Source organism: Corynebacterium sp. KPL2680 (assembly GCF_040225675.1).
Classification (GTDB): domain Bacteria; phylum Actinomycetota; class Actinomycetes; order Mycobacteriales; family Mycobacteriaceae; genus Corynebacterium; species Corynebacterium rhinophilum.
In genome coordinates this window covers 14,348-32,358 of sequence record NZ_JBEHFM010000013.1, presented here as the reverse complement: position 1 = coordinate 32,358, position 18,011 = coordinate 14,348, and the positions used below count along the sequence as shown (strand labels likewise).

Annotated in this window: 18 protein-coding genes; 7 read left to right on the top strand and 11 right to left on the bottom strand. The window is 60.7% G+C overall.

The features are described from left to right. Positions 1 to 16 precede the first annotated feature (16 nt). The gene (locus ABRP66_RS07800) at positions 17 to 655 is read right to left on the bottom strand and encodes a hypothetical protein (protein WP_284783148.1); all 639 of its coding nucleotides are present in this window, start codon (positions 653 to 655) and stop codon (positions 17 to 19) included. A 311-nt stretch (positions 656 to 966) separates the two neighbouring features. Here ABRP66_RS07800 and ABRP66_RS07795 point away from each other — a divergent pair, with 311 nt between their 5' ends. After that, a complete protein-coding gene (locus ABRP66_RS07795) occupies positions 967 to 1,413 on the top strand; it encodes a MarR family winged helix-turn-helix transcriptional regulator (RefSeq protein ID WP_284783149.1) in 447 nt (148 codons plus the stop codon). Positions 1,414 to 1,500: 87 nt separating this feature from the next. Here the strand turns inward: ABRP66_RS07795 and ABRP66_RS07790 are convergent, their stop codons facing one another. From ABRP66_RS07790 to ABRP66_RS07775, 4 genes are read right to left on the bottom strand one after another with little or no spacing between them, the layout of a single operon-like run. Then, the gene (locus ABRP66_RS07790) at positions 1,501 to 2,475 is read right to left on the bottom strand and encodes an MDR family oxidoreductase (RefSeq protein ID WP_349838540.1); all 975 of its coding nucleotides are present in this window, start codon (positions 2,473 to 2,475) and stop codon (positions 1,501 to 1,503) included. A 35-nt stretch (positions 2,476 to 2,510) separates the two neighbouring features. Then, positions 2,511 to 3,494: an NAD(P)-binding domain-containing protein gene (locus ABRP66_RS07785; protein WP_284783151.1), complete on the bottom strand. Its 984-nt coding sequence runs from the start codon at positions 3,492 to 3,494 to the stop codon at positions 2,511 to 2,513. Next, a complete protein-coding gene (locus tag ABRP66_RS07780; protein WP_284770822.1) occupies positions 3,494 to 4,111 on the bottom strand; it encodes a response regulator in 618 nt (205 codons plus the stop codon). The genes ABRP66_RS07785 and ABRP66_RS07780 overlap by 1 nt, the downstream gene beginning before the upstream one ends. Next, positions 4,104 to 5,201: a sensor histidine kinase gene (locus ABRP66_RS07775; protein WP_284770831.1), complete on the bottom strand. Its 1,098-nt coding sequence runs from the start codon at positions 5,199 to 5,201 to the stop codon at positions 4,104 to 4,106. Before ABRP66_RS07775 ends, ABRP66_RS07780 begins: the two co-directional genes overlap by 8 nt. Before the next feature lie 153 nt (positions 5,202 to 5,354). Between ABRP66_RS07775 and ABRP66_RS07770 the strand changes: the two genes are divergently transcribed. Both ABRP66_RS07770 and ABRP66_RS07765 read left to right on the top strand, forming a co-directional pair. Beyond that, positions 5,355 to 6,338, top strand: a complete 984-nt coding sequence (locus tag ABRP66_RS07770) for an ABC transporter permease (RefSeq protein WP_284770823.1) — start codon at positions 5,355 to 5,357, stop codon at positions 6,336 to 6,338. Between the two features lies 1 nt (position 6,339). Continuing rightward, positions 6,340 to 6,975 (top strand): ABC transporter ATP-binding protein, encoded by a 636-nt coding sequence (locus ABRP66_RS07765; RefSeq protein WP_284770824.1) that lies wholly within the window; start codon positions 6,340 to 6,342, stop codon positions 6,973 to 6,975. On the opposite strand, the gene ABRP66_RS07760 is transcribed toward ABRP66_RS07765, so the two are convergent. Both ABRP66_RS07760 and ABRP66_RS07755 read right to left on the bottom strand, forming a co-directional pair. After that, on the bottom strand, positions 6,962 to 8,554 hold the full coding sequence (locus ABRP66_RS07760) for a bifunctional ADP-dependent NAD(P)H-hydrate dehydratase/NAD(P)H-hydrate epimerase (protein ID WP_284770825.1): 1,593 nt from the start codon (positions 8,552 to 8,554) through the stop codon (positions 6,962 to 6,964). The two genes, ABRP66_RS07765 and ABRP66_RS07760, sit on opposite strands and share 14 nt — an antisense overlap. Positions 8,555 to 8,571: 17 nt before the next feature. Beyond that, entirely contained in the window at positions 8,572 to 9,387 is an 816-nt protein-coding gene (locus tag ABRP66_RS07755) for an Fpg/Nei family DNA glycosylase (protein ID WP_284770826.1), read from the bottom strand. A 118-nt stretch (positions 9,388 to 9,505) separates the two neighbouring features. Between ABRP66_RS07755 and ABRP66_RS07750 the strand changes: the two genes are divergently transcribed. Beyond that, complete coding sequence (locus ABRP66_RS07750) at positions 9,506 to 11,002, top strand: DUF1846 domain-containing protein (RefSeq protein WP_284770827.1); 1,497 nt, start codon at positions 9,506 to 9,508, stop codon at positions 11,000 to 11,002. A gap of 42 nt (positions 11,003 to 11,044) precedes the next feature. Further along, a complete protein-coding gene (gene trhO, locus ABRP66_RS07745) occupies positions 11,045 to 11,971 on the top strand; it encodes an oxygen-dependent tRNA uridine(34) hydroxylase TrhO (protein ID WP_349838539.1) in 927 nt (308 codons plus the stop codon). A gap of 21 nt (positions 11,972 to 11,992) precedes the next feature. On the opposite strand, the gene ABRP66_RS07740 is transcribed toward trhO, so the two are convergent. The 4 genes from ABRP66_RS07740 to ABRP66_RS07725 form a co-directional block, all read right to left on the bottom strand. After that, entirely contained in the window at positions 11,993 to 12,463 is a 471-nt protein-coding gene (locus tag ABRP66_RS07740) for a hypothetical protein (RefSeq protein ID WP_284771264.1), read from the bottom strand. Between the two features lie 10 nt (positions 12,464 to 12,473). Next, the gene (locus tag ABRP66_RS07735) at positions 12,474 to 13,445 is read right to left on the bottom strand and encodes a universal stress protein (protein ID WP_284771263.1); all 972 of its coding nucleotides are present in this window, start codon (positions 13,443 to 13,445) and stop codon (positions 12,474 to 12,476) included. 94 nt (positions 13,446 to 13,539) lie between these two features. Continuing rightward, positions 13,540 to 14,034, bottom strand: a complete 495-nt coding sequence (locus ABRP66_RS07730) for a MarR family winged helix-turn-helix transcriptional regulator (RefSeq protein ID WP_284771262.1) — start codon at positions 14,032 to 14,034, stop codon at positions 13,540 to 13,542. 54 nt (positions 14,035 to 14,088) lie between these two features. Continuing rightward, positions 14,089 to 15,177 carry an inositol-3-phosphate synthase gene (locus ABRP66_RS07725; RefSeq protein WP_284771261.1) on the bottom strand — a complete coding sequence of 363 codons (1,089 nt, stop codon included), beginning with the start codon at positions 15,175 to 15,177 and terminating at the stop codon, positions 14,089 to 14,091. 116 nt (positions 15,178 to 15,293) lie between these two features. On the opposite strand from ABRP66_RS07725, the gene ABRP66_RS07720 reads away from it, so the two are divergent. Together ABRP66_RS07720 and ABRP66_RS07715 are read left to right on the top strand one after the other, a co-directional pair. Further along, on the top strand, positions 15,294 to 15,668 hold the full coding sequence (locus ABRP66_RS07720; protein WP_284771260.1) for a DUF5318 family protein: 375 nt from the start codon (positions 15,294 to 15,296) through the stop codon (positions 15,666 to 15,668). A 75-nt stretch (positions 15,669 to 15,743) separates the two neighbouring features. Beyond that, positions 15,744 to 17,999 (top strand): transglycosylase domain-containing protein, encoded by a 2,256-nt coding sequence (locus tag ABRP66_RS07715; RefSeq protein ID WP_349838538.1) that lies wholly within the window; start codon positions 15,744 to 15,746, stop codon positions 17,997 to 17,999. The last annotated feature ends 12 nt before the right edge of the window (positions 18,000 to 18,011 follow it).

Sequence of the window (18,011 nt, the reverse complement as noted above, 5' to 3'; positions counted from 1 at the left end):
CCAATCAGCGAGGCGGTTAATCCCAGTACTCCGTGGCGCATAGCGCGATGCCGTGCGCCCGGATTCCCTGTCCCGCTTCAACTGGGGCATCAACAATGAGCGGGAGTCCGTCGATTTCGCTTACCCAGAACTCCCCTCCCCCAAATTCATTGGTCTTTTTCTCGACATTATTCACGGTGCCAGCTAGCTCGACCTGCGGGTTGAGCAGGCTGGGCTTGTAGTTTTGATAGAACCGTTCCGTCGCTGGGGATTGCAGCGAGAACTCCGCCGGTTCCGTTAATTCATAGTCCAACGCAACGACTGCGGGTCGCACCCGGCCGCGCAGTTTTTCACCGCCCACGGGGTTGCCGGTGGGAAGCGTGAAGGGGGCATCGCTAAGCACCGCCCACCGGAGATCCTCCATTTCCAGGATGCCAATAAATGGCATGGCGCGATATAGCGTTGCCTCCACGTCTTCCCCGCCTCGGAATGACGGCAAGACGGTCCACTCCCCCTCGTACTCCATCGCCGTGACGGCGATCCCGGAGGGGTCCGCATAGTAGAGCACTTGATCAAAAGCCGGTGCGTCCCACAGGGTCCGCTCCGTGGGAAGCTCCGCGATGAGTTCCTCCGTGTCCAGGAAGTCGAATCCGCAGGCGCTAAAAAGTTTATCCATGTCCGCCATCATAGACAGCCGCCTACCCGACGGGGGTCGCAGCCGGCTCGAAATCCGGCCGATAGATACTTATTAAGTCCTAATGATAGATAGTATCCAGCAAACGTCAGGACCAATAAATAGATTATGAAAAGCAAAGTATATGGGTTTAAATTGGCAAAAATATGGCCATTATGAATGATTGGAAGTCCAAATCCCACGCCCTAATAAATGGTGGGGGTTGATGGATCAACCGCTCTACTCAATTCTCGGTTGAGTAATCAACTGTGCAGTATATAATGCTATTTAAGTCAAAGCCAAAGGGGGAAACTGTGCGCCCAGAAGAAAGTGCGGCGTGGGCGGACTTTGTAGCGATGCAGCGCGAGCTGCATAGGGAGTTGGCCAACGCACTGCACGCAGCCGCAAATGTGAGTGAGGCTGACTATGCGGTGCTGGCCGTTCTGCAGCGCCGCCGTGGGCAGAGCACCCGCCCGCATGAGCTGGCTGTGGAACTTGGGTGGGAGAAATCGCGGCTGCACCGACAGCTTGTCCGGATGGAGCGGCGCGATTTGGTTTCAAGGCGGCACGCGGAGGAGCTAGGACCCCGGGCTATTGAAGTCACAGTGACGAAAATAGGTGAGGAAGTATTTGCCGCAGCCTTGAACAGTCATACCGCGAAAGTGGAGGAAAAGGTGGTTTCCGTCCTGACGGAAGAGGAGCTGCGGCAGTTGGGGTCTATCTCGAGAAAAATCACGCGGCACTTGGCGGGCGATGCCTAGGATCCAAGAGCCCCGGCGCACAGAAAAGGCACCCCGCCAGGAGTGACGGGGTGCCTTTGTGGCTGTAGGCCCTAAAGGGCTTAGGCCTTAGGAAATCTTCAGCACCGTGCGGCCGTGGTGGCTGCCGTTGATGAGCGATTGTGCTTCCTCCACCGCATCTTCCAGTGGAAGGGTATTGGTCAAGGACTCCAAGATGGACAAGTCCAAGGTGCGGGCGAGGAGCTGCCAAGCATTCTGGTGATAGTGCAGTGGGGCATCGACGGAGTTCACGCCAGCCAGGTGCACGTTGCGCAGGATGAAGGGCATCACGGTGGCGGGCAGGTCAGGGCCGCTTGCCATACCGGTAGCGGCAACGGTGCCGCCCCACTTGGTACGGGCCAAGACGTTTGCCAGCTCCTGGGAGCCGGAGGTATCCACGGCGCCGGCGTAGATGGCCTTTTGCAGGGGCTTGCCCGGTTCGGTGAATTCGGCGCGATCGATGATCTCGTGCGCGCCGAGCTCGTGGAGGTAGTTGGCGTAATCGTCGGGGCGGCCGGTCATGGCGTGGACCTCGTAGCCGGCATTGCGCAGAAGGTTGACGGCGATGGAGCCGACGCCGCCGGTGGCGCCGGTGACGAGGACGGGGCCCTCGGGAAGCCCGCGCAGCGAGTTAACGCACAGCGCCGCGGTGTAACCGGCGGTACCGACGGCAGCGGCCTGTTCCGCGGTGAAATCTGCTGGCAGGGCAACGGTGGCGCGAGAATTGACGCGCTGCTTTGGGGTGTAGCCGCCGTGGCGGAATTCGCCAAGGCCATCGCCGAAGGAGGCAACGAGGGTGCCCACCGGCAGGCGCTGCACGTTGGACTCGGATACAGTGCCGACCACGTCGATACCGGGCACCAGCGGGTTGGTGCGGACGACGCCGGGATCGCCGGTAATCGCCATCGCGTCCTTGTAGTTCAGCGAGGAATAAGAGACGTCAACGGTCAGGTCACCCTCGCCGAGGAATTCCCCTTCCTCAAAAGAGGTGGTGACGGATTTGTCTTCGTTACGGGTAACAAGTAGCGTGCTCATGCTCACCATGATACGTGAATTGTGATGCAACCATTTTTGGGCGGCTAAAGGTCGGGGGAGCAGAGCTTGGCGATGTCCCCCGCGGTCTGCTTGGCAAAGGGGCTCACCCCGGTAATGGTTGCGGAACCGGGGCCGGTCCAGGTTCCGTAGCCGACGAGGAACAGGCCTTCGACGGTGGGGGTGCGGCCATCGAGAAGCGCGCGGAAAGGCCCCAGCGCCGGGCGGAACCCGGTGCACCAGATGAGGTGATCTGCCTTCACCTCATCGAGGTTAGAGAACATGGGGGAGGCCTCGAGCAAGCCCTCATCGCGGGCGCGTTTGACGGGAGGAACGACGACAATATCGCCCAAGTTGGTATCCGCGCCGGGATCGGGCTCGCCCCGCATCATGGCGTTGAGGCGGGCGCGGTTGCGCTGGAAAAGCACGCGGCCGTCAACGTCATCGGGCATCCACCGCGGCGGATTTGCCGTAAACCAAGTGGCCTCTACGCCGGAGAGCACGAGCTCTGCGGCAATCTGCGCCCCGGAATTGCCCGCCCCAACAACGGCGACGGACTCACCGCGGAAGGGATCGGGGCCGGGGTAGACCGCCGAGTGCCATTGCCGCCCGGCAAAGGAACCGGGGTAGTAGGGGATAAACGGCGAGGACCACGTGCCCGTGGCTGCCACCACCGTGCGCGCGGTGAGGTGTTCGTCATCGGTGGTGACATGAAAGTTCTCGCCATCGTGGGTGACTTCCTGGACCCACACCGGCCGGCGTACGGGAAGGTCATAGCGCTGCTCGTAGCGGGCGAAGTAATCGATGACGTGGCTGGCGGGCGGGAAACCCTCGTGGTGGGGCATCGGCCAGCCGGGCAGGTTGGAGGAGGCGCTATTGCTAAATAGCGTGAGCGACGGCCACGCGTGGCGCCAGGCCGCGCCGGGGGAGGGCTCGGCATCGAGGATCTGGAAGTCGAGCCCCTTCTTGCGCAGGTAATAGCTGGTGGCCAGGCCGGCTTGCCCGCCGCCGATAACGATGCAATCGAGCATTAAATGAGCTTTCTTTCGCGGGCTACGGTCACCGCGGCCGTGCGGGTGTCCACGCCCAGCTTCTGATAGATGTGAATGAGGTGCGTCTTCACGGTGGCCTCAGAAATAAAGAGTTGGTTGGCTAGTTCCTTATTGGAAGAGCCGGTCGCGAGGGCGCGGAGGATCTCCAGCTCGCGCGTGGACAGGGACTGCTCGGGCTGGCCCACGCGCTGCGCCAGGAGGTTGACCACCTCTGGGGCGAGGGTGCGCCGGCGCGCGGCGGTATTGAGCACCGCTTCGTGCAGCTCTTCCTCGGGTGAATCCTTGAGCAGGTATCCCATCGCGCCGGCCTCAACTGCGGCCAGGATATCGGCCTGGGTGTCATAGGTGGTGAGGATGAGCACGGGTGGGCCGCCGGCCTCGGTCAGCTTTTTGGTGGCGGTGATGCCATCGACGCCCGGCATCTGGATATCGCAGACCACGACGTCGACCTCGGGGGCGTCATCGGCACAGAGCTTGTCCACGTCCGCGCCATTATCGCCTTCCATGACCACCCGGACATCGGCAAACGTATTGAGTATCGCGCGCAGCCCGGCGCGGACGACGGGGTGGTCATCGATAAGCATGACATTAACCATGGGGCTGCTCCTTGAGGGGGATTCTAATGGCAAGGGCGGTGCCATCGCCGGATTCGAGGCTCAGGGAGCCACCGACGCTCTCCACGCGCTGGGACAATCCTTGCAAGCCAAAGCCGCTATCGCCGCCGTGGCGCGGGGGCTCAACTACACCGTGCCCATTATCCACGACGTCCAGGGTGACTGCATCCTCAAAAAGGCCCAGGGTGACCACCGCGCGGGAGGCGTGCGCGTGCTTGATCACGTTATTAAGGCCCTCCTGCGCGGCGCGCACGACCACTTGCTTGATATCGCTGGGAACGCTGCCGCTACCGGAAACGACGAGGTCGAAGGTGGTGTCCTCGCCCAAAGCCTCCGCGCGTCGGCGCATCTGCGACAGGATGGAATCCAGCTGGGTTTCTAGGCGCTCATCGGGACCGGCGAGCTCGCGGACGAAGCGACGGGCCTCGGCCAAGTTCTCACCAGCGGTGTCCTCGATGACGGCGAGCTGCTCGTCCTTGGTCTCTAGATCATCGGTCGTGCGGGCGGCGCGGGATAGCAACAGGATGGAGCTCAACCCTTGGGCCACGGTGTCATGGATATCCCGGGAGAGGCGCTCGCGCTCTTCTAGGCGCCCGGCCTGGTGCTCGCTGGCTGCAAGCTCCGCCTGGGTTTCCTGCAGCTGCTTGGCGATGTCCCTGTGATGCGCCGCCTCCGCCTGCAAGCGGCGCTGGATATAAAACACGCCCGCTGCAAAGGTCGTGCCGATAAGCGGGCCCATGGCCGCGGCGATGGACCAGCCATCCGGATGCAGCCACGCGGGGATGAAGGCGGCCGCCGCCCACAGCACCGTGATGGAGATAAGGCCTGGCCACTTGGGCAAGGCGCGCAGGAAGACGAAGATGAGCGGGAACTCGAGCCACATGAAATCCTGCGCGTGGACCATCAGCCCCAACCAGAGCAGGCACAGCCCAGTGAGCCAGAGCCAGGTGGGAAGCCAGCGCTCGGCCGCGTACACCGCGGCTAGGCCGATGGCCAAAAGGATGGCGCGGGCGTCCAAGCGGTCATCGATATAGGCGCGGGCCACGCCGAAAAGCAGCAGAAACGCGAACATGGCGTGTAGGCCCCAGAGCCATAATTTCTGTCCAGAAAACACAATTTCCTACAGTATCTGCCGGAGGGTGGATGAGGGATCAACCAGTTGGTTGACTGGAGGTTCAACTAGGCCGTCGATTACTTCTGACCTGCACAAAGGGACTATAGAAGTATGTTCTTAGCTATTCGTGAAATCACCGCTGCGCGCGGCCGCTTCGGGCTCATCGGCGGCACCGTAGCGCTTATTACCCTGCTTTTGGTTATGCTCTCCGGCCTGACGGAGGGCCTGTCCAAGCAAAATACCTCGGCGCTTGAGGCCGTGGCGCAAGATCACCCCTACGTCAGCTTTTCTACCGAAGAGCCCGCCTATAACGAGTCCGAGATCCATGAAAAGGATCTTTCCGGGGATGCGATTGCCTTGGGCACCGCGCAAACCAAGCTGGAGGGCGAGGGCGCGGTAGGCGTGATGGGCCTTCCGGCCGGTACGACCATCCCCAATACTAACGCCACCATTCCGGAAGATGGCGCCGTCCTGTCTGACACGATTGATGCCTCCGGCACCGTGAATATCGGCGGAGTAGACCTTTCCGTAGAGGGCACCGTTGCCGAAACGCAGTTCTCCCACTCGCCTGTGGTGTGGGTATCTACCCAGACCTGGCAAAAGGTAAGCCATGCCCCAGAGGGGGTAGTCGGCACGGTTGCCCTGCACTCCGAAGAGGTACCCGGTTCGGTCGAGATGTCTGATTCCTTCTCCGGCCTGCCCGCTTACCAGTCCGAGCGCGGTTCGCTGCTGACCATGCAGGGCTTCCTCTACGGCATCTCCGCCCTGGTCACCGTCGCCTTCCTGACGGTGTGGACCCTGCAGCGCACCCGCGATCTCTCCATCCTTCGCGCCTTAGGCGCCTCGGTGCGCTACCTGCTGCGCGATGCCCTGGCCCAAGCCGCGCTGATTTTGGCGGCCGGCACCATCCTCGGCGCATTCGTCGGCTGGCTACTGGGCCTGTTGGCCTCTGGCACCGTCCCCTTCGACGTAACCGTGCGCACCATCATCGTTCCCGCGGTCGGCATCTGGATCCTGGGCATGGCCGGTGCCCTAGTCTCCACCCGCCGCGTAGCCAAAGCCAACCCCCTCGATGCATTGGGAGGAAATGCCTAAAATGTCCACCATTCTTGATATTCGCAACGCCACCGTCACCTTCCAGGACGGTACGACGACGACCACGGCGCTTGATAATGCCACCTTTAGCGCCGACTCCGATACCCTCACCGCCATCGTGGGCGAGTCCGGTTCCGGTAAGTCCACGCTGCTCTCCGTCGGCGCCGGGCTCATCACGCCGGACTCCGGCACCGTCGAGGTCGACGGCACGAACTCCATCATCTTCCAGCAGTCCAACCTGCTGTCCTCGCTCAAGGTGCGCGATCAGCTGCTCATCATGGACCACATGGCCGGGCGCAAGCTGCGCAAGGATCGCGCCGATGAGCTGCTAGAATTCGTTGCCCTTAAGGGCATGGGCAATCGCCGCATCGGCCAGCTTTCCGGCGGCCAGGGCCAGCGTGTCAATATCGCGCGCGCCTTAATGGATGAGCCGAACCTGCTGCTTGCCGATGAACCCACCTCCGCCCTCGACTCCCACCTTTCGCAGGAAATCATCCGCCTGCTGCGCGATATTACCCAGGAGCTGCACACCGCCACCGTGCTGGTCACCCACGATCGTTCCTTGCTCACCTTCGCCGACCACGTGGTCGAGGTCAAAGACGGCCGCGTGAGCAAGCAGGACGTTAACGGTGCATAACTAGCAGGCGGGCGATGGACTGGGGCATCGCCGCGGCAATCTGGGAAGCGGAACAAATGCCAAAACCATCGGGGGTATGTGCCGCAATGGCTGCGGCGTGCTGGTGTAGGGCGGCGGCGTGGAGGATCTCCATGATGATGTACTCGGCATCGGCCTTCGCGTGGTTTACCTGCGCAATGGTGGCGCCGAGGATGCCGGATAATACGTCTCCGGAGCCTGCGGTGGCCGCATAAGAGTGACCGGCATTCATCCCATAGATGGCCTGGTCGGGCGCGGTCACCGTGGTGATCCGGCCCTTGTGCAGGATAAAACAGTCCAAGTCCTCGGCCAGCTCGCGCTGGCGCGGGCCCACGCCCTCGCTGAGATCGAGCTCGCGGCCGAGGGCGGCCTCGTACAGGCGGCGGAACTCGCCGGCGTGCGGGGTAAGGATGACCCGCGGGTGGGTGCGGACACGATCGCGCAGCTCAGCGCTCTGGGCGAGCAGCGTCAGGGCATCGGCATCCAGGATGGTGGGCAGCTCGCGATCTAAGACGGTGCGGAGCTCGCGCGCCGCTGCTTCATCGGTGCCGCGGCCAGGGCCTACTACCCACGCCTGGGCATGTACCTTGTCCTCGGCGCTCGGGTGAGGAACCACCTCGGGCAAGTGGGGGACCACGGCATCGTTATCTATCACCCGCACCATGGACGGCGTGGCGCGCACCGCGCCGGTAGCCGCCAGGATGCCCGCGCCGGGATACGCGCTGCTGCCAGCACAGATAGCGGTGACCCCGCCGGTGTATTTCGTGCTTGAAGCGTGGGGAGTGGGGTCCACGATGGGCCCTGTGCAGCCCACGGGCTTGGGGGCGGTGACGTGGCCCAAGTGGACATCGGCAAGCACGGGCTCCGCAGGCCACTGGTAGGGGAGATCGATGGTGGGCTCGTTGGCGATATAGCCCGCTGGCTCCGCCGAGGCCGTTAGTTCCTCCGCGAAGGACCGCGGCGCGTTGGGCAGCTGCAGATCGCACAGGACCACCGTGCCGCATTCCGGGGCGAAGACGTGACCGGCGCGCGCCCAACCGAAGCTCACGGTAATCGTTGCCTCGACCGCGTTCTCTGCGGCCACGCCCGTATCGGCGTTGATGCCAGAGGGGATATCCACCGAAAGCACCGGGATATCGTGCTGCTTGGCCGCGCGGTACGCGGCAAGACCCGCTCCGCTGAGGCCGCGGGTGGAGTTAAGGCCAGCGACGGCATCAATAAGCAGGCCTGTGGCCTCCGCGCGCGGTTGCTCAGTAATGGTTCCTCCGGCGGCCTTAAAGGCCTGCAACGCTGGGTCGTGCGCGGAACCGGCGACGAGGATTGCTTCGACGCCATAGCCCTCCTCGGCGAGGAAAGCGCCTGCATAAAGGCCATCGCCGCCATTGCCGCCAGGCCCGGCCAGGATGGAGATGCGGCGAGGCGCTGGGCCTGTCAGCATGGATTTCGCCGTGGCGGCAATGCCCTGCGCGGCCAGGCGCATGAGCTCATCATCGTGGCTCTGCTGCGCGAGGAGCGCGGACTCGGCGGAACGAACGGCGGATACACTATAGGCAGGTCGCATGCCCGCCACTATAGGCCTTAAGCAGCGGATTGGCAGGTGGGGCACCAGAAGAGGTTTCTGCCCTCCATTACCTGCTCTGCAATCGGCGTGCCGCAGACATAGCAGGATAGGCCCGCGCGCCGGTAGACGTAGACTTCGCCGCCGTGATCATCCTTGCGCGGGTCGCGGCCCATGGCCTCGGGGGAGTGCTCGGCCCGCACGGTATCGATGCGGCCGTGCTCCACGCCGTAGTTCATGAGCTCTACCAGGTCTTTCCAGATGGCGAAGAATGTTTCACGGGAAACATCCTTGCCAGGAGTGAAAGGGGAGAGGCCGGCGCGAAAGAGGGCCTCCGCGCGGTAGATATTGCCCACACCGGCATACAGGTGCTGGTCCATCATGAGGGAGCCTATGCTGCGGCGGGATTTGTGTACCTTGGCCCACAGGGCTTCGGGGTCGGCATCGGCGCGGAGCGGATCCTGTCCTACCTTGGTCAGCCGGGCCTGGTAGTCCTCCTCCGTAAGCAGCAGACAAAATTGGGGCCCGCGCAGCTGTGCGGCCTGCGTCCCATTGTCTATGCGTATGCGGATCTGACCGCGGGTTTCCTCGCGCGGTTCGAAGCTGAGCTTGCCGATGAGCCCCAGGTGAATATAGAGGATATGCTCCGGGTCCGCGGCGGTGAAGTGCACGAAGAGGTGCTTGCCAAAGGCCTCTGCGTGGTCGATTTCTGTACCGTCCAGAATGGCCGCCTCAGCGGCGAAGCGGCCTTGCGGGCTGGTCAGGTTGAGCGGCATCCCGCGATAGTCCGCGTTGAGAGTGTGGGCTAGGCGGTGGATCACGTGACCTTCAGGCATAACTTCAGTGTAGTGAAATAGTTGGTCGCCCCCAACTAGGGCGCGTGGCGCCGGGGAATGAAAAAGAGTAAACTCAAAGCGCGGATTGATTTTATTTCTATTGAAGGGTCGATAAATCATGACGCATGAAATCGGTTTTGACCGTGAAAAATACATAGAGCTGCAGTCAAAGCACATCCAGGCCCGCCGCGAAGAAATCGGTGGAAAGCTCTATCTGGAAATGGGCGGCAAGCTTTTCGATGATATGCATGCCTCCCGCGTGCTGCCGGGCTTTACCCCGGATAACAAGATCGCCATGCTGGAGCGCATTAAAGAGGACATTGAAATCCTCCCGTGCATCAATGCCAAAGACATTGCCCGCCACAAGGTACGCGCCGATTTAGACATCCTGTATGAAGACGACCTCCTGCGCCTAGTGGACGTATTCCGCAGCCGCGGCTTCTTGGTCGAAAACATCGTCATGACCCAGGTGGAAGACGGAAATACGCAGGCAGAGGCGTTCATCGAAAAGCTTGAGCGCCTCGGCCTCAAGGTTGCCCGCCACCGCGTTATCCCTGGTTATCCCACGAATACTGACCTCATTGTCTCTGAGGATGGTTTTGGTAAGAACGAATTTGCCGAAACCTCCCGGGATTTGGTCGTTGTGACCGCCCCAGGTCCTGGTTCCGGCAAGCTCGCCACCGCACTATCGCAGGTCTACCACGAGCACCAGCGCGGCAATAACGCTGGTTATGCCAAGTTTGAAACCTTCCCCATCTGGAACCTTCCCCTCGAGCACCCAGTCAACCTCGCCTATGAGGCTGCCACGGTGGATCTTAATGATTCCAATATTATTGACCACTTCCACTTGAGCGCCCACGGCGAATCCACGGTGAACTACAACCGCGACGTCGAGGCGTTCCCGCTGCTGCGGACCCTGCTGGAAAAGCTCACCGGCACCACGCCATACGAATCGCCCACGGACATGGGCGTGAATATGGCCGGCTACTGCATTACCGATGATGCGGTCTGCCGCGCCGCCGCACAGCAGGAAATCATCCGCCGCTATTTCAAGGCCAAAGTAGAAGAAGCCCGCGCCGGGCTGGGCGATGAGCAGTCCGAGCGCGCCGCCGTCGTCATGGCAAAGGCCGGCATTAAGGCCGATGACCGCCCTGTGGTTGGCCCGGCCCGCAAGCGCGCGGAGGAAACCGATGGACCCGCCTCCGCAATGCAGCTGCACGATGGCACCATCATCACCGGCCGCACCTCCCCGCTGCTGGGGTGCTCCGCGGCGATGCTACTCAATGCCCTCAAGTATTTAGCCGGCATCGATGACGAAACGCACCTGCTCTCGCCGGAGTCGATAGAGCCAATCCAAACGCTGAAGACGAAGCACCTGGGATCTTCCAACCCACGCTTGCACACCGATGAGGTGCTCATCGCGCTATCCGTATCCGCCGCGAAGGACGAGGATGCGCGCAAGGCGCTGGAGCAGATCAAGGAGCTCGCCGGCTGCGACGTCCACACCACCACCATCCTGGGCTCGGTGGATGAGGGAATCTTCCGCAACCTTGGCGTGCTCGTGACCTCGGATCCGGCCTTCGCCCGCAAGAAAGCGCTCTACCAGAAACGCTAAGGAATTGGGGATCTTTCCGGTAGCGGGCCTAAGATTATGGGCGTGACTATCGGCAAAGTTCTCCTGTATTACTGCTTTACCCCCATCGAGGATCCGACCGCCGTCATGCTGTGGCAGCGCACCCTGTGCGAGTCCTTGGGCTTGAAGGGTCGCATCCTCATTTCGGAACACGGCATCAATGGCACCGTTGGCGGCGACATGGATGCCTGCAAGCGCTACGTGCGCCAAACCCGTGAATACCCGGGCTTTAAGCGCATGCAGTTTAAGTGGTCCGATGGTGGAGCCGAGGATTTCCCGCGCCTATCGGTCAAGGTGCGCGATGAAATCGTGGCCTTTGGCGCGCCGGGCGAGCTGAAGGTAGATGAAAACGGCGTCGTGGGCGGCGGCACGCACCTCAAGCCGGAAGAGGTCAACAAGCTGGTAGAAGAGCGCGGCGATGAGGTCGTATTCTTCGATGGCCGCAATGCCATGGAAGCAGAGATTGGCAAGTTCAAAAATGCCGTCGTGCCGGATGTGCGCACCACCCATGACTTCATTGAGGAACTGGAATCCGGCAAATATGACTGGATGAAGGACAAGCCGGTCGTATCCTATTGCACCGGCGGCATCCGGTGCGAGGTCCTTTCCTCTCTAATGAAGAACCGTGGCTTCAACGAGATCTACCAAATCGATGGCGGCATCGTGCGCTATGGCGAAAAGTACGGCAATGATGGGCTGTGGGAAGGCTCCATGTATGTCTTTGACAAGCGCATGCACCAGGAGTTTGGCCAAGGACTAGAGGACCCGGGCTTTATCCAATTGGGCCACTGCGTGCACTGCGGCAAGGGAACTAATACCTTCCACAACTGCATTAATGAGAACACGTGCCGCCAGCAGGTGCTCATCTGTGAAGACTGCATCCAAAATGTGGAAACCCAGCATTGCGGGAGGCCGGATTGTGAGGAAGTGGCCCTTCGCCTTGCCAGCTAGCTTGGACAGCTAGGTGCGGGGTTAGCGCACCAATAGCAGCTGAATATCGCTAATAGCCCAGATCATGAAGTTGAAGGCCACCACCCAAAAGATCGCCATCCAGCTGCGCCAGCGCAGGTAGCGGCGCAGCTTGCGCACCATAATGATCGCGCAGCCGATCATGCCCAGCAGCGGGATGATCATGGTGGAGATGGCAAAGAAGTTTCTTTGGCCCTCGGTACACAGCCAGCTTGCGGTGCCATCGTCGCACAGTGGGCCGCCGCTAAGGCGCGAAAAGAGCGCGACGCCGAAGCCGTACAGCGCGGAGATGACCAGCACGGACACCATGTACCAGATGGCTTGCCGCGTGGAGCGCCGGTTGGCGGCGGCTACCTCGACGGGATCGGGCTCGTCTGCCAAATCATCGAAGCTTTGCGGCTCAGGCCGGCGCAAGTTGGCATAATCGGCGTCGGTCGTCAGGTCGTTTTCGGGGTGCTCTGGGCGCGAGCTCATACTTTAAAGCCTAGTCGGTCGCGGGGTGAATGAGTACCGGTACGCGAATATGAGGGAGTAACTCGGTTGCGGTAGAACCCAAAAAGACCCGCGCGATGGGACCTTGTGGGGCAGAGGCCATCAACATTAGATCGCCCTTTTTCCACTTAAGCGAATCAACCGCACCGGACCACCCGGCCCCGGAGCCGATCTCGGAGGAGACCTCGAGCTCGGGGAAGGAATCTTGGATGTGGTCGCGAGCCCGGTCGAGCATGGCCAATGAATCCTCGTGCCACTCCGCGGTGAGCTTGAGCGCAATATCGCTTTTATCCTTCGACGGGGAATGCAACAGGTCATCCGCCGAGAAGGCCAAGATGCGCAGGGGCAGATCCCAGCGATCTGCCAGCGCGGCTGCGCCCAATAATTCCCTATCAGCACGGTCACCGCGCTCTGTAATGACAAAATTAAAGCGGGTCACACCGTGTTTCGACAACTTGGCCTTGCGGGGGATAAGCCCTAAGGATTGCGGCGAGTAGTGCAGGAGGGTATCCGCAGTTGAGCCGGGGAAAAAGCGGCCCTTGGGCGCGGCTTGGTTAGGGCCTAACAGGATAATATCGGCCTGAAAATCTTGGGCCATCTCAGTAAGAAGCTGGGGGCGAGAGGGGCCATCGACAAGCACGGAGGGCGTATCGTCCCAGTACTTTTCCGGGATACCTGCCTCCGTCAGGGCCGCAGCGGTGGCTGTCACGCATGCTTGCTTCTGCTCTTTGAACCACTTCTTGTATTTCCCGCCCAGCTTGGACAAAGACGTCGTGGTCCAGGGCTGGAAAACCGTGGAAATAACGCGCACCTCTATCACCGCGGTGCGCGATAACCATGCGGCGAAGTCGAGGGGTTCCGTACCGGAAGAGGAAGGACTCCAAGAAATGAGGATGCGCAACGGCTCTTTGGCCGAGCCTTTATGCAGGGTCGGCAGCAGCGGTTGTTTAGATTTTTTGCCCATAGAATGAATATGTATGCGAAAGTTTAATGAGTACTAAGGCTCATTATCGTCTGTTGTGGCCGCAAAACTAAAATTGCACGCCGCCGCAAGCTTGCTATTCGCTATCCATGGTGGGGCGGTAGACATCCGCAAGCTTGGAAATGACCGCACCCATCTCGCGGGCGGTGGCCAAGTCCTCGGGCTCGAGCCACCGCATAATCTCCGCAAGGGCGGCGGCGCGTTGGCCGGAAACTATGGCCAATTCGGACTCGCCCAGCTGGGTGAGCGCAACCAGCACCCCGCGGCGATCTTCCTCATCGCGGTGGCGTTCCACGAATCCGCGGCGCTCTAGTTGGTAGAGCGCGTTGGACGCAGTGGGCATGCGGATGAGCTCCGCCTGGGCGATAGTGGATACGCGGGAAGGCCCGCGCAAGCGCAACTGGTTCATGATGGAGACCTGCGAGGTAGTCAACGATGAACCCTCTGCGGTGCGCTGGAAAATAAGAATTAACTTATTGAGCGCCGGTTGGATATCCCGCGCTACCTCTACCGCGTCCTCGTATTCGGACGGGGACTTCGTTGGGGCCGTCTCATCATGATGTTGCGTCATAGAACTAAATTCTATCGTGCACTACCGCCTAGCGGTAGTATCGCGACGAAAAAATTAGCTTCCCTTAATAAAATCTTCCAGCTCGTTGCGCGCGACATCGTCGGCCTTCTGTACTGGAGGGGACTTCATCAGGTAGGAGGAAGCGGAAAGTACTGGACCGGCAACCTTGCGGTCCAAGGCGATCTTGGCGGCGCGGACGGCATCGATAATAATGCCGGCGGAGTTAGGGGAGTCCCAGACCTCGAGTTTGTACTCCAGGTTCAGCGGAACCTCGCCGAATGCGGAACCCTCCAAGCGGACATAAGCCCACTTGCGGTCATCCAGCCACTCCACGTAGTCCGACGGGCCGATGTGGACGTTGCGGTCTGCGCGCTTGCCAGCGATAGGGGAGTTGTGCACGTTGGAGGTCACGGACTGGGTCTTGGAAATCTTCTTAGACTCAAGGCGCTCGCGCTCCAGCATGTTCTTGAAGTCCATGTTGCCGCCCACGTTGAGCTGCATCGTGCGGTCCAGGCGTACGCCGCGGTCTTCAAAAAGCTTCGCCATAACGCGGTGGGTGATGGTTGCGCCAACCTGGGACTTGATGTCATCGCCCACGATGGGCAGACCGGCGTCCTCAAACTTCTTGGCCCACTCTGGGTCAGAAGCAATGAAGACCGGCAGGGCGTTGACGAATGCGCAACCGGCATCGATAGCGGCCTGAGCGTAGAACTTATCCGCCTCTTCGGAACCAACCGGCAGGTAAGAAACAACAACCTCGGCACCCGCTTCGCGGAGGGCAGCTGCGGCATCGGCAGGAGCTTCATCCGATTCCGTAATGGATTCCTGGTAGTAACGGCCCAGGCCATCCATGGTGGGGCCACGCTTAACGGTGACCCCGAGGTCTGGGACGTCTGCGATGGTGATGGTGCAGTTGCGGGAGCTGCGGGTAGCCTCCGCAAGATCCTTGCCCACCTTGTCTCCATCGACGTCGAAGGCCGCGACGAACTCAATATCGCCGACGTGGTAGGGACCGAACTGCGTGTGCATCAGGCCAGGAATATTTTCCTCTGCTGCGGCGTTGCGATAAAACTCCACGCCCTGAATAAGGGACGTGGCGCAGTTGCCGACGCCGACGATGGCGACCTTTACTTTGTCAGACACACTATGCTCCTTTATAAATTCGTTGCTGTGTGGTGCCTGCGCAACGTTAGGCCAGAAATTATGCCTGGTGGTAGCACGACGGCATATGGATCGATCAAGAAGAGGAAATTAAGATAATGCGGGTGAATTCCGTTGCCTTTAAGCACGAGGTTTCTCACGAATGGGAGCGCACCCAACACGTCCGCGAATACCGCGCCGGGCACTTGGGGCGCGATGAGGTGTGCGATGCGGACTTCCTCCTCCGGGCCGCCGCCGAGCACCACGGCCGCACCATGGATAAACCCTGCCCGGTCTGCGGGGAGAACCTGCGCCTGACCCGGTGGGTGTACGGCGAGAGCCTAGGCCGGCGCGCCGGGAGCGCCCGCAGCGAGCAAGAAATAGCGGAATTTGTTGGTGAAGGCCTGGAATTTACCGTGCATGAGGTGGAGGTCTGCAGACACTGCCGGTGGAATCATTTGTTGCGTTCTGCAACGGCTTTTAACGCGTGTTAGTTTTCGACGCACCGCCTTAGGCAGTAAGCTGCAATTATTTAGTTTGTTACCAGGGATGAATGAGGACACGAATTAGTGACCGAGAAGGAATCTACTGGCGAGTCCACTAAGGTGGACCGCCGTAAAGAAGGCGAAGAACCCAAAAAGCGCCGCATTTGGCCGTGGGTCGTTGTGGCTCTCCTAGTGGTTTTTGTGGCACTGCCTGCAGGCCTTTTTGGCTATGCCTATTCGCAATACACCGTTCCGGAGCCCAAAGAGCTGGCCAATAACCAGGTCTCTACCATCTATGCCTCCGATAACGATACCCAGCTGGCGCGTTTGGTACCGCCGGAAGGCAACCGCACGCACGTGACCTTGGATGAAGTACCCGTCTTTGTCCAGGACTCCGTGCTCGCCGCTGAGGACCGCGACTTCTGGGAAAACTCCGGCTTTTCCTTCACCGGTTTGGGCCGCGCGGTACTGGGTAAGGTCACCGGCAATGACACCGCCGGCGGTGGTTCCACGATTACCCAGCAGTACGTGAAAAACACCCTGGTGGGCAACGAATACTCCTACGTTCGTAAAGCGCGCGAGCTCATCTACTCCATCAAGATGACCAATGAGTGGGAAAAAGAAGACATCCTCAACGCCTACCTGAATACGGTCTACTTTGGCCGCAATGCCTACGGCATCCAGGCTGCATCTAATGCCTATTTTGATAAGGACGCCAAGGACCTCACCCCTGAGGAAGGCGCCATGCTCGCCGGCCTTATCCAGTCGCCGTCTGGCCTGGACCCGCGCGTGAACCAGGAAGGTTCCGAAAACCGGTGGAACTACGTGCTTGATGGCCTCGTGGACATGGGCGATCTCAGCAAGGAAGAGCGCGATGGAATGGTCTTCCCGGAGACCCGCTACCCCTCTGAGTATTCGGCATATACGGAAGCCCCGGGTGCCAATGGCCACATTAAGGACCAGGTCATCCGCGAGCTTGAAGAGGTGGGAATTACGGAAAATCAGGTCTCTACCGGCGGCCTGCGCATTACCACCACCATCGATATGAACGTGCAAAACAATACGGTGCAGGCAGTCGATGACCAGCTGGCGCCGCTACAAGAGGATGCCCGCGCAGCTTCTGTAACCATTGACCCGAAGACGGGTGCGGTGCGCGGATACTTTGGCGGGCATGATTCCAACGGTTGGGATTACGCCAACTCCCCGTTGCAGACCGGTTCGACCTTCAAAATTATGGCGCTTGCCGCTGCACTGCAGCAGGGCATTAGCTTGGATACCAACTACTCCTCGGCGCCGTACCAGCTGCCGGGCTCCGATCTGGTCACCAACGTGGGCGGCGGCTGTGGCGTATGCGACCTGCGCGAGGCCACCAAGCAGTCCCTGAACACCTCTTATTTGCGCCTGCAGAGCGATCTGAAGAACGGCACCCAGGACACCGCGGATATGGCCCACGCTTTGGGCGTTGCCCGCTCGCTGCCGGGCATCGAAAAGACGCTGACTGAAAACGGCAAGCAGCCTTTCGAAGGTGTGGTCTTGGGCCAGTACCAGTCCCGTCCGTTGGACATGGCAACCGCGATGTCTACTCTTGCGAACCAGGGTGTCTGGCACAACCCGCACTTTGTGCAGCGCGTAGAAAATGCCGCAGGGGAAGTTCTGTATGAACACCCAGACGGTGAGGGCGAGCGCCGCGTTTCCGCCAATGTGGCCAATAACGTCCTTGAGGCCATGGGGCCAGTGGCAGCATGGTCCAACGGCTCGCTGGCGGGCGGACGTGCTTCGGCATCTAAGACCGGTACGACCCAGCTCGGTGATTCGGGAACCAATAAGGATGCATGGATGGTCGGTGCCACCCCGCAGCTTGCCACCGCCGTGTGGGTAGGTACGGCCGATAACACCTCTGCCATTTTCGACCAGTATGGCGGCATCATGTACGGCGCTGGCGCACCGACGAAGATCTGGAAGTCCGTATTGGATAACTCCTTGGCGGACCAGGAATTCCAGCAATTCCCCACTGCTTACCCGGTGCGCTTCGGCACGGTTTCTGCCGGCGGCGGTCCGGCCTACAACCCAGGTGGTAGCGCCGGCGGGCAAAGCACCCAGAACTACACTGGTCCAGCGCAAAATGGCACCCCTGAAGAAGAGACCAGCCCAGCACCTGCGGAAAGCCCGGATGCGGGTCGCGATGCCCCGTCGCAGCAGCCGGAGAACCAGGGAGGCAATAATGGAAACGGCGGCAATAGGGGAAATGGCGGCGGCAATAACGAGCCAGCCCCACCCGAAGCTCCGTCTTTAGATGACATCCTTGACCGCGAAGGCGGCCTGGCTGACCTCTTAGGCTAAGCAAGGAGCGGT